Origin of the sequence: Viridibacillus arvi (assembly GCF_001274945.1) — a bacterium.
GTDB lineage: Bacteria > Bacillota > Bacilli > Bacillales_A > Planococcaceae > Viridibacillus > Viridibacillus arvi.
Genome location: NZ_LILB01000001.1, coordinates 160,285 through 172,887, shown reverse-complemented (window position 1 = coordinate 172,887; position 12,603 = coordinate 160,285). Strand labels below are relative to the sequence as shown.

Here is a 12,603-nt window from a genome sequence, read left to right as displayed (position 1 = left end):
TATCTAAACATAAAACCGACTTTTCTCAACCTACTTTAAAAGCAGGTGATTGGATGTAGCTAGAGGGGCTCATTTTTATCTGAAAAAATCGTACAGTTTTTTGTTTCTACTCCATATTATCTTTATACTAAAATATGGTATTAAAATATTCAGAATTATGTTAATATTGTTTTTACTAAGAAAGATGGGGTTTATGATGAAAAACATTTCAACTATTCAAAATCATAAGAACTTAGGAGAACTGATGGGCGACTAATCAAGCATTAACTTTAATAGGCATGCTTGAAAGCTCGTTCACATTATAGGAGGAGCTTCATGTTAAATAAACAAGGTTTCAATTTGTGGGCAAATGATTATGATCAAACTGTACAAGTAAGCGAAGATAATAATTTGTATCCATTTGCAGGATATAAAAATATATTAAGTGCTATATTTAATGAAATTATGCAGGTAAAACAAGCAAAGGTATTAGATATAGGGTTCGGGACAGGTGTTTTAACAAATAAACTATACGAAAATGATCATCACATAGATGGATTAGACTTTTCTGCGAAGATGATCGAAATAGCCCAATCTAAGATGCCACTAGCTAATTTGATGGAGTGGGATATTTCAAATGGTTTACCTGAACAATTTCAAGGCAATGAATATGACTTTATTGTAAGTACGTATACATTACACCACCTAACAGATAATGAAAAAGTAGTTTTCATTAAGAGCTTACTATCTTTGCTGTCTGAGAATGGAAAAATATTAATAGGCGATATTGCTTTTCAAACACGAGCAAATCTTGAAAATTGCAGAAAAGATAGTATTAGCTATTGGGATGATGATGAGTTTTATTTTGTTTATGACGAAATAAAAACTTCATTACTTGATGTAGCTAAATGTGAATTCCAAAGCATTTCTCACTGCGGTGGTTTATTTGTAATTTCAAAGTAAATGATTATATTCTTGTGCCAGTAAAGTCATCTTTATTATTGTGGCTACACCGTATATTTACGCAATCCAATTAACACAAACAAATCCTCCAATTCGCTCAGAATTTGGAGGATTTGTTTTCTATAATTCCTTCAGATGCATCTATTCAATCATCAAAATCTCTCGTATATCTTGTTCTGTCATAGAGGTCAAGGAATCTTCGCCCGACTGAATTACTTCGTCAATGAGATGCTTCTTTTTTTGTTGAAGCTCGTATATTTTCTCTTCTATCGTACCTTTTGCTACCAGACGGATTACATGTACTTCATTTGTTTGACCCATACGATGTGCTCGGTCTGCAGCCTGTTGTTCGACTGCAGGATTCCACCAAAGATCATAAAGTATCACTGTATCAGCTCCTGTCAAATTCAAACCAGTGCCTCCAGCTTTTAAGGAAATAAGAAATATGTTCCCTTCTCCATTATTAAATCGCTCACATAATTCTACGCGGTCTTCTGGAGGCGTTTGTCCATCTAAGTAAAAATAAGGTACACCCTGGTAGGCTAAATGGTGCCTGATAATGCTGTGCATTTGAGTAAACTGTGAAAAAATTAGCACACGTCTGCCTGAATTACGACATTCTTCAATAATCCCCTTCAATTGTTCGAACTTTGCCGATCCTCCTGCATATTCATCTACGAATAATGCAGGATGGCAACATATTTGACGCAGTCTGGTCAGCCCAGATAAAAATTTTATGCGATTTTTTTTAAAACTGCCATTCCTTAAATGCTTCAAAGCTTCATTTTTTAATTCGGCTAAATAAGCGGCATATAATATTTTCTGCTCTTCTTGTAACTCCGAGAATTGCATTGTTTCAATTTTATTTGGTAACTCTTTCAAGACTTCTTTTTTCAAACGTCTCAATATAAAAGGACGTACTCGTTTTGCCACATTTTCTCGGCTTAATTCGCTAAAGGCCCTTCGATTCGGCAACAACTCTGGAAATACGACATGAAATATTGACCACAGTTCATCCAATGAGTTTTCTATTGGCGTTCCCGTTAGTGCAAACCGATAATCTGCCTGAATCATTTTCACCGATTTAGCAGTCTTGGTAACTGGATTTTTAAAGGTTTGCGCCTCATCCAAGAATAATGTATGAAATTTCTCTTTTCGGTAAAGAGATACATCCATTCGTAATGAAGGATACGAAGTGATGATTACATCGGCACCAATGGACTTATTCCACAAGGAAACTCTTGTCGCTTTGTTGCCATCGATGATTTGCACTGTTATATGTGGCGTAAACTTTTCCAACTCTTTCTTCCAATTATAGATGAGAGACGAAGGTGCAATGATTAATATCGGCAGTTTTTGTGCCCGAACATCCGGTAGCACTGATTCGATGTAAGCAATGCTTTGTACAGTCTTTCCTAGCCCCATATCGTCAGCCAGAATACCACCGAATTTATATTTGGCCAGCATTTTGAACCAACTGAAACCAACTTTTTGATAATCGCGAAGTACTGTAGTTAAAGTACTAGGCACTGCATTTTCTACCTTTTCTGGATCCTTTAAGTTTTTCATAAGTTTAGAGAAGTTTTCACCAGGATCGACCAAATCACCTTGATTAAGTGAATCGATTAATTGCATCCCCTTAATTAATGGGACTCGGATTTCTTCCCCAATGAAATCTCTGGAGGACAGTTCCAAATCACTTACAACTTGGTATAGTGCTAAAAATTCAGGTGTTTCCAAAGATACTAATGTGCCATTTGGAATTCTGTAATACTTTCTTTTTTCCTCCAAGGATGTGAGTATCTCTTGAATTTCTGATTCCGAAATACCCTTGATATCGAATTGAAATGCAATCCAATCGGTTCTTTCTCCTACCTCAACTTTTATCCTTGGACCCGTATACCCTTTATGAATCCGCATTTTCACTGAAGTAGTAGCATAAATTTGAACTAATTTTTCTAATTCCGCAATGTTATGATGCAAAAATTGATACTCTGCTTCCTCATCATATAAGTAAAATCCACCAGACGTTTGAGTAAATGAGTTTTCAAGTAGTAGCTTGATAATTTGTTCTTCTTTTGTTCGCTGACGCTTAATCCCTGGAAAATGTGGAAAGGGTTGTTCCGTTTCTTCACAAGGGTTAATAACGACTTGGTCATAATGGAACTCCAAACCTGCAAGCAATCTATGTCTTACACGGTCCAGAAATAATTTGGCTCGAAGTGGAGTTTCCCCCATTCTTTTTGAAACGGATTCTGCAATATTCACCTGTCCAAGTTTCATTAAGCCAGGTATGACATTTCTCATAAAATGATCGATTTGATTTTCTGAAATAACGAGTTGGTGCTTTCCAGACTGATCCAACATGTCTTTTAATTCTGCTAATCGATGACAATCTTCTTGAGGTAGTTTGTACAATAAGCCTTCTGAAAAAGCATAGCTATATGCTTTTAAAACGATTATCTTTTCAAGACCTTTAACATTCAGGCGGTAGTCAACTGTATTAGCCTCATCAAATTCAAAACTTAAAGGAAGATCTTGTCCAATTTGTACCCCTTTATATAGATTATCCCCTTGCATGAATCGTACTGACGGTGCAGCAGTTAATAAAGGAAGCAACTGTTCCCAATCAGTTGCAGAAATTAAAACCAAATCATCTTGTATGTCACTATTACTTTTTACACGTTGACTCCTTATCAAAAATTGAAGGACTTCATCGGATTCTCTTGGAAAGCTGTGGAGCTCAGGTACATAAACCAATCCCGGTGCATATTCAAACGGTTCTCTTAGCTCTAATTCACGAAGAAACTGGGTTACTTTGTAGATGTTATGTAATACATTAGAACCTAACCTTATCTCAATTCCAATTACATACTCCATATTAGGAAGTAAAACTGGTAAGCAAGTAAATTCAACATTAAGTGACTGTCTATTGTCAAAATGTAATCCCTGGCCACTTGGCTGCTTCAATTTATTTTCAAATAAGTCCAGCATTCTGGTAGTCAAGGCATTTTCAACTTGCTGCTTCTCTTCAATAGCAAGTAGGACAGCTGCAATATGCTGACAGTACGTTTTCACAAACCCTACTGGTGGACAACTACACTGAGCTACAATTTCTCCATCGTCATCTACTCTCACTGTGACGTCAAAATCAGCTCCCGCTTTTACACCGGCTTCGATTATCGAATCATCTTGTTGAAAAGGAGGAAGATTTACTTTTCCAGCTTGATAATAAGATTTACCCTTTTTAAAAGCGACTTCTCCACATAAAATCTTTATCTTTTTTTCACTCATTGAAAAATCCATCTTTCGGTCCTTTCTAGGCTTCTTTAATACGCTACTCACATTCATGTTTAATAACTTATTATTCATTTTCTCATACAAATCATCTGGAGCAAAACATGTTTACTTGTCATTCATGTACGAATATTACTATTTGTAAAATCTTAATGAAATTTGATTAATACTTCTTACTCCTCTAGTAGCTTAAATAACAGCAATATCAAATCTTGATATTGCTGTATAACAAAAGAAAAACCGTCAACAAAGTGACGGTTAGTAGTACTGTGAAACCTAGAAAGCTGTTTAATTTCTCGATGGGAAGCAAATAGTTACAGTAGTTCCTTCATCTATTGCACTTTGGAATTCAATTGTCCCTTTATACTTTGCTGCTATATTGTAGCAAATCATCATGCCTAAACCTGTCCCTTTACTTTTTAGAGAGTAAAAAGGTGTACCAAGACACTCAATTTCCGTGTCGGACATTCCATGCCCATGATCTATTACTTGAATCTCTACTATATCTTGTTTCTTTCCACCAGTTACAATAACAGACTCCCCAATCTCAGAAGCCTCTAGTGCATTTTTTATTATATTGATAAGTAATTGTTTCAATTCTATCTTGTTAGCTGCTATGTAACAATCTTCTTTTATTTCTAATTCGATATTATTATTATTTAGTAGCCCATAAGAATTAAGTAAATCAGTTACACTTTGAAGAACAACTTTTAAATTCACTGATTCAATATCTAGATATTCATCTGGCTTTGCGATAGACAAGAATTGAGAAACCACACTCTCAGCTGTATTTAATTCATCAATCATTAAAGTAAATTGGCTCTTTATAGCATCATTAAATTGAGAATCTTGTTCATATAACTGTAAAAATCCTTTAACAACAGTTACTGGATTTCTAATTTCATGTGCAACAGCTGCTGCTAATTGTCCTGCTGTTTTCAAACGCTCTGCTTGTTTTATTTGTTCATAGTATAATTCTTGTTTTTTTACACGTAGATTTGTTAAATAGAAAATAAAGTATATGAGAGCTTGACTACCTACATAGTTAAAAGCATTACTTACTAAATCTTGTTTTATATAGGTATACAGACCGTGATCAAATAACGCAATAAAACCGAATGTAATTGCAATTAATATAGAGTTAATAAATAAAGAAAAATGAAAAAGTTTAGAATCAAAAAACATAATGGCAACTGCGGGAATAAAACATAGGAAAATAAAGTTTGACCAAGTCTCTGGATACAAAATGAAAATGCCATAATAATAGATGAACGCTTCAATAATAATAATTGTTCTAAAACGATGCGTTCCATACTTTGGATAGATCAGTAAGGTTACAGAAATAATCACAACAATAGATAGGTGGAAAATAAAACCAACCCCTAATTCTTCAATAAGGTGGTTCTTAATCAACAAACCCAAGGTCATAATTGTGATTACTAATAGTATTGTAAAATAATATAGTCTCTGATCATTACGTATATAAGTCTTAAACATACAAACTCCTTTTATTAATATTTTAACTTTTCTAATAGGGCGTAAAATATCTAATGTAAATGAACACATAGAAAAAGGAAGACTTTTTCTGTGTTAAATGCATTCACTACAAACAAATCACAGAAAAAGCTCTTCCACTTGATTAAGTTTACACCAGTTATTGTCCAAGCTCTAGTAAAAAATGAAGATATTAGGGAGTTCTTCATATTTATCATGCATTATACTTACTTATTAATTGAACAAGCTTACTAGCAAATATACGATTAGCTTTTGATAGTTTAAGTACTCATTAGATTAAGTATACCTCATTAGCTCTCTTTTGCACGTTCTTGATTTACAAAAAGAGAGAAGATGAAACCTATGAGAGAAATTGCTGTTATAAAATAGAAAGTATATTTGATACCGGCAGATAGGAATTCTGTTGGTGAAGAATCTGGAAAATTCTCTATATAGCTTTTTTGGCCACTAGTCATCAATGTTATCGCAAGTGCTGTTCCCGTTGCACCCGCAATTTGTTGTAATGTATTCATAACAGCTGATCCGTCTGCATAAAGGTTACGAGGCAATTGATTTAAGCCATTTGTTTGTGCTGGCATTATAATCATTGAGATTCCCGTAAATAAAACCATGTTCGCCAAAATAATTTGCCAAATTGGTGTGTCAGCAGAGATTGTCACGGCAAAGATTATACTACCTGTTAGTGTCAATAAATAGCCTAATGGTAAAAACTTCTTCGCACCAAATTGGTCAAATAATTTCCCTACAATTGGTGACAGTAAAGCATTTAATAAACTACCAGGTAATAATACAAGTCCTGCTAACGCTGCACTTAATAACAGTGTACCTTTTAAAAAAATTGGTAATAAAATAGCAGTAGCTAAAACAATTAACATTCCACTAAACAATAACATTGTGCCTAGTGTAAACATAGGGTATTTAAAAACTCGTAAATTAATCATAGGTTGTTCCATCTTTAATTGACGAAGGATAAATAAAAAAAGTGCAATAAACCCTATAAAGAATGGTATATATACTTGTGTCGACCAAAATGATTTTTCAGCAATCGAACTGAGACTATAAATTAATCCACCAAAACCAACCGTCGAAAGACAAATTGAAAGTACATCAATTGACGGTTTCGTAATACGAGATACATTGTCAATATTTTTCAATCCAAAACCAATAAGCCCCGCATAAAGAACTAAACTAATCCAAAAGATAAATGTCCAATCCAATGTATCAACAATTACCCCCGCTACTGTCGGGCCAATTGCAGGAGCTGTAGTAATAACAAGTCCCATTAAACCCATTACAGCGCCACGTTTATGAATTGGGAAAATCAATAAAATGACATTCATCATTAAAGGTAATAAAATACCTGTACCAATTGCTTGAACCAGACGACCAATCAATAAGAAAGTAAAGTTTGGTGCTAATGCTGCTAAAATGGTCCCAATAATAGAAAAAATTAAAGAGCTAACAACTAATTGCTTAGTTGTAAACCATTGAATTAGAAGTACAGATACAGGTACTAGAATACCTAATGTTAATAAATAACCTGTTGTTAACCATTGTGCTGTTGCTGTTAATATAGAGAAGTCCTCCATAATATTCGTGAGTGCCATATTTAATGCTGTCTCACTAAACAAACCGATAAAAGCACCAAACATTAATACAAATGCCATTGCTTTTGGATTTCTTACTTGTTCCATTTGTGTAGATGTTGTCAAAATAAACATCCTTTCAATTATAATTAATAGACCAGTCTATATAAAATTGATAAATAAAAGCTTCCTTACTTTTTCAGTAATAATGGAAGCATTTGTCCTACCCGATTAAGTGGTCCGCTATATTTTTGTGTTAAAGATAGTGTTACACCACCCTCAATAAGGGCATTTAATGTCGTACTAATATTTGTGGCTTGTTCATCACTGTATCCATTTGCCAACAACTTCTCTTTATATAAATTTTCCCAATATAGAAATGTATCTTCACAAACCATACGCATGTTTTCATTTACTAAAGCTGTTTCAGATGCAATGAGACCGAAAGGCACAATTGTTAAGCTATCCTCATCTTCTATATTGTCAAAACGTTTTGCAATAACGTCAATATGATGTTGGAAAGCTTCAAGAGGATCTTCAATCGTATTAAGATGATCTTTAATTTCAGCTGCAATACGAGAAGCAGATATTTGAATTGCTTCAATAGCTAATTGTTCTTTACCATTTGGAAAGTGGTGATATAAAGAACCTTTAGGAGCACCTGATTCTTTAATGATCTGATTTAAACCCGTTGCATGATAGCCATTTAAATGGAATAGTCGAGTAGCTGCTTTTAAAATTCGTTCACGTGATTGATTTTTATTAGTCAAAAAATCACCTCTAAATAAAGATTATAACGATTGGTCTACTTAATAAAGTTAATCGAAAGAAGAGCAAAAGTCAATGTTGTTTTGTAAGTATCGGAGTAATTATGATTTTTTAATTAAATCCTTAGTTAAGTAATATTGCTGTAAATCTTATAAAATTCTCTCAAAATAGTTATTACACGAAAAAGGGAAATTTAGCTGTAATTTTCTAACAACAGAAATAATTAACGTTCAAAATTTAAAAAAGCTAACTGAAGCATTGATGTATTGGTAATTTCAAAGGATAATATACATCATCAAACGATTCATATAAATTAATATGAGGTGATAGTATGAAAACAAACATATATTTAAACAATGAGAAATTAATTGCAGGAATAACCCTAAAAGATGCAACCGAACTTGAAAGCAACAACATGGCTCTTCATGCATGTGTTAATCAAGATAATGTGATGGAGAATCGTAGAAAATTAGCCACTTCGTTGAATTGTGAGGTAGAAGCTTTCGTCTGCGCCAACCAAACACATAGTTCGAATTTGCATAAGGTAACGCTTTCTGATAAAGGCCGTGGTGCAGATTGTACTGATACCACTATTACGGATACAGATGCCCTGTATACTTATGAGCCGAATCTATTATTATGTTCTTTTACTGCTGATTGTGTCCCTGTGATTTTTTATAATGAAGTCACTGGTCTTATCGGGGTCATTCATTCAGGATGGCAAGGTACAGTAAAAGAAATATCCTTAAACGTTTTTAATCACTTAATACAAGTCGAAAACTGTAGTCCAAATGATTTGCATATTCATATTGGTACTGCACTAAGCCAAGAGAAATTTGAAGTTGATGCTGATGTATATGTAAAATTCAAAAATCTAGGCTATGCAGATGATTTTATCTATTTTAATGATGAAACACACAAGTATCACATTGATAATCAGCAAACAGTGAAAAAACAATGTGAACTTGCTGGAATCCCCGCAGATCGAATTACAATTGATCAGACATGTACTTATATGAACCCTGAAGGATTCTCGTATCGTCAGGATAAACAAGCAGGTAGACATTTAAGTTTTATAATGAAAAAAGCAATTAAATAGAGAATTAAAGCCGGCTCAAATTTGTTGTTTTGAGTCGGCTTCTTTCTTTTTCCGATAATATTTGTCTCTAACAGAAAAATCTTATTGTTCTACTTTTTTGAAATATTGATAAACTTTTTCTAACTTTTTTGTTTGCCTTCCCTTTGGACTTTCCATATTGCCAAATTCGAAAAACTTTACTTTTTTGATACCTACAAAATTAAATAACGCTTTTTTCATCAATACTTTATGTGCATTATTCAACCATAAAAGTGGATACTTTGCAGGTCCCTTCATTGTAGAAATACAGACAACAGACTTACCTTTCAGTAAACCATCTGGTAACAGTCCTTTTTTATCTCTATAAGCAAAATTTGCTGAAAATAATTGATCAATATATCCCATAAGCATCGCAGGAGGCCTCCCCCACCAGATAGGATATACAAAAACAATTTTGTCTGCCCAAGTAATTTGATTACGGTATTTTTCTAAAGATGGATCACGATACATATCACGTCTTCTTTTATTCTCATTAAATACTAGAAGTGGATCAAAACCTTCTTCATATAAATCTAAAATCTGTAACTCTGTGATGTTAGGATTCTCTTTGCTTCCTTTAATAACTTTTTGTAAAAATGCATAGTTCAAGCTTTTACGATTAGGATATGTATAAATTACCAATGTTTTCATAATACACCTCTTCACTTATCATTTGATAACTAAAATATACACCTCCGTATTTTAGTTGTCAAATGATAATTGTAATATGATAATATTTTTGTTATCTTCACAGTAAGAGGTGAAATTTATGGACAAATATGCTCTATTTAATAAATGGGTTTCATTTACAGCTTCTGTTCATAGTGTGACACATGAATTAACAAAAGATGCTAAATCAGATTCCATCACGCCAGTGCAATATAACATTTTAGAATCTATTACAGTAAGTCAAAAGCCTATTACCCCTAGTGAAATTAGTGATTGCCAACATTTATCTATGCCGAATACAAGTCGCGAACTTAAAAAGTTAAGTGAAAAAAATCTAATCGAAAAATTAAGTGATACGAAAGATCGACGGAAGCAATATATTCGTCTTTCAAATGAAGGAGAAGCTATGATGAATGAAACATTTAAATTAGTTGAATCTCGCTTCCTAAATCGCATACAACATACTTCAGAAGAAGATCTAGAAGATATTGACCGTGCATTAGACGTTCTTCAATCAAAACTGTTTTACTAACTAAAAAAATTTAGCTCCTCAATAAAAAGTTGGCCGTTTACTGCTGACCAACTTTTTATTGAGGAGCTTTTTTAATAAGAACCCATAGACATAAACGCTAAATTACAATTCAGTATAGTGAACTTTATTCTAGTATGATTAAATATATAATTATAAGTTTCTAAAATGAGTAGCTCGATTTCTACCTTTCTCCTTAGAAACATACAGCGCTTGATCTGCTTTTTTAACGATAGAATCTTCTGTATCATTCTCGGAAAAAGTTGCTAACCCTATACTTACAGTTAAATTCCCAGTCTCTGTCCATTCCGCTAATTCAATCGTTCTATTTAACTTCTGAGCAATTAATATTGCTTCTTCAAAATCAGTATCCGGAAGAATTATTGTAAATTCTTCGCCACCAAATCGAGCTACAATATCATCTGTTCGTACTTGTATTTTTAGGATGTTAGCTAATTTCGCAAGTACAATGTCTCCAATTTGATGACCATATGTATCATTTACCTTTTTGAAATGATCAATATCAATAATAAGTAAAGAAAACGTCTTTTCTACGGTACGGTATATCACAATCTGCTCTTCTAGTTTTTTCTGAAAGAATCTTCGGTTGGAAATACCAGTAAGCTTATCTGTATTTGATATTTTGACTAAACCCGAATTGATTTCCATTAGTTCAATCTGTTTCTTTTCAATTTCAAGATAGATTTGTTCTAGTTTTGCTAAAGCACGATTTTTTTCTAAATAAGCCTCTTCCATTTGTTTTTTAGTCGATCGCAACTCTAATTCGTAGTCAATTCGCTTCTTCATTTGAACTAAACTGCAGTCTATCACTTCATTACCATCCTGCCGAAATCGCTTAGCATTCATTAAATAAGGAATGGACTCACCAGTATGGTTTGTAAAGTTAATGAACAGCTCTTCTACATACCCGTGTAAATTAATATTAGGATAAAAATAAGAATGAAAAATAAGTTTATTGGTCATCGTCAAAAACGATTCAATATGCTTCCCTACTAAATTTTCTTGCTTATAGCCCATCCATTCAAGGAAGGTATTATTGACCTCATTTATATATCCACTATGGTCAAAAGATATGAACCCGCAAGGTGCCTCTTTTAATCGTACCTCCATCATTGAACTCCCTTACACAAATTATTTCATTAGATAATCTACTATTATATTAGTTGTTTCTACTGGCTGACTTATATGTGGATAGTGCCCTTTAGCTTCTATAATTTGAAGCGTACTATTTTCTATACACTTATTTAAATACTGCCCTACTTCAATTGGAACAATGCTATCATTCGAGCATTGAATAATAAGGGTTGGAACTTTCAATAATGGTAAGCTTTCTCGATAATCTGAATAGAATGTTACTTCCGCGAATTCTCTTGCAACACGTGGGTTCGTTGATACAAAGCTATTCTCCAAATCATAGGTTAACTTAGGATCTTTAGTTTGGTCCATAGCAAGTGGCGCCATATAACTAGCCCACCCTGCAAAATTCATCTCCATCATAGTAAGTAATTCTTTAATATCATTTTGTTCAAAGCCACCACGATAACCGTCTGTATCATTTAAATAACAAGGGGATGGCCCAATCATTATTAACTTATCGAAATAATCTGGTCGATCAATCGCTGCCAGCATACCAATCATCGAACTAATAGAATGGCCAATGAACAGTATATTTTGAAGATCCATCTCTTCAATAATATCTAATACATCCTGCTTATAACCTTGAAGCGTACTGTATTTTTCGGATTGGTACGCTGTAAAATCTGAATTTCCTGACCCAATATAGTCAAATAAAACTACACGATAGTTCTCTGCAAATTTAGGCGCAATATATTGCCACATGCTCTGATCACAACCAAACCCATGCGCAAAAATAATTGTTTGCTCTCCCTGCCCCATTACCTTCACATTATTTCGAGTCATCAAATCATTCATGTAACATGCCTCCCTTTCCTATTTATCTTTACTATATTCATTTTGAATGATTACACTTTAAAAATCTAGTATAAATTTACTACCTAAATACCAAATAACAGATGATATATATATATATCGTTTTCTTTTTTGTTTCTATAAATAAAACAGCTCTACAAAAGATTTAACTTAAAAAAGCCAAATAATTAAAAGGGCGTTTCATATTCTAACTGACAAAAATGTAACCC

At 33.3% G+C, this 12,603-nt stretch carries 10 protein-coding genes; 3 read left to right on the top strand and 7 right to left on the bottom strand.

What is annotated here, in order from left to right; all coding sequences use genetic code 11:
* Positions 1-315: 315 nt before the first annotated feature.
* On the top strand, positions 316-942 hold the full coding sequence (locus AMD00_RS00760; protein WP_053415196.1) for a class I SAM-dependent methyltransferase: 627 nt from the start codon (positions 316-318) through the stop codon (positions 940-942).
* Positions 943-1,083: 141 nt separating this feature from the next.
* On the opposite strand, the gene AMD00_RS00755 is transcribed toward AMD00_RS00760, so the two are convergent.
* The 4 genes from AMD00_RS00755 to AMD00_RS00740 all read right to left on the bottom strand — a co-directional run bounded on the left by AMD00_RS00755 (position 1,084) and on the right by AMD00_RS00740 (position 8,110).
* Entirely contained in the window at positions 1,084-4,236 is a 3,153-nt protein-coding gene (locus AMD00_RS00755; protein WP_456154792.1) for a DEAD/DEAH box helicase, read from the bottom strand.
* Positions 4,237-4,527: 291 nt separating this feature from the next.
* Positions 4,528-5,736, bottom strand: a complete 1,209-nt coding sequence (locus AMD00_RS00750) for a sensor histidine kinase (RefSeq protein ID WP_053415194.1) — start codon at positions 5,734-5,736, stop codon at positions 4,528-4,530.
* 308 nt (positions 5,737-6,044) lie between these two features.
* The gene (locus AMD00_RS00745; RefSeq protein ID WP_053415193.1) at positions 6,045-7,475 is read right to left on the bottom strand and encodes a DHA2 family efflux MFS transporter permease subunit; all 1,431 of its coding nucleotides are present in this window, start codon (positions 7,473-7,475) and stop codon (positions 6,045-6,047) included.
* 56 nt (positions 7,476-7,531) lie between these two features.
* Positions 7,532-8,110 (bottom strand): TetR/AcrR family transcriptional regulator, encoded by a 579-nt coding sequence (locus AMD00_RS00740; protein WP_053415192.1) that lies wholly within the window; start codon positions 8,108-8,110, stop codon positions 7,532-7,534.
* Between the two features lie 329 nt (positions 8,111-8,439).
* Here AMD00_RS00740 and pgeF point away from each other — a divergent pair, with 329 nt between their 5' ends.
* A complete protein-coding gene (gene pgeF, locus AMD00_RS00735) occupies positions 8,440-9,207 on the top strand; it encodes a peptidoglycan editing factor PgeF (protein ID WP_053415191.1) in 768 nt (255 codons plus the stop codon).
* A gap of 81 nt (positions 9,208-9,288) precedes the next feature.
* On the opposite strand, the gene AMD00_RS00730 is transcribed toward pgeF, so the two are convergent.
* Entirely contained in the window at positions 9,289-9,876 is a 588-nt protein-coding gene (locus AMD00_RS00730; RefSeq protein WP_053415190.1) for an NAD(P)H-dependent oxidoreductase, read from the bottom strand.
* A 118-nt stretch (positions 9,877-9,994) separates the two neighbouring features.
* On the opposite strand from AMD00_RS00730, the gene AMD00_RS00725 reads away from it, so the two are divergent.
* Positions 9,995-10,426, top strand: coding sequence for a MarR family winged helix-turn-helix transcriptional regulator (locus AMD00_RS00725; protein ID WP_053415189.1), 432 nt, complete (start codon positions 9,995-9,997; stop codon positions 10,424-10,426).
* Between the two features lie 150 nt (positions 10,427-10,576).
* Here the strand turns inward: AMD00_RS00725 and AMD00_RS00720 are convergent, their stop codons facing one another.
* Together AMD00_RS00720 and AMD00_RS00715 are read right to left on the bottom strand one after the other, a co-directional pair.
* A complete protein-coding gene (locus AMD00_RS00720) occupies positions 10,577-11,557 on the bottom strand; it encodes a sensor domain-containing diguanylate cyclase (protein WP_322787032.1) in 981 nt (326 codons plus the stop codon).
* A gap of 18 nt (positions 11,558-11,575) precedes the next feature.
* Positions 11,576-12,376: an alpha/beta fold hydrolase gene (locus tag AMD00_RS00715; protein WP_053415187.1), complete on the bottom strand. Its 801-nt coding sequence runs from the start codon at positions 12,374-12,376 to the stop codon at positions 11,576-11,578.
* Between the last annotated feature and the right edge of the window lie 227 nt (positions 12,377-12,603).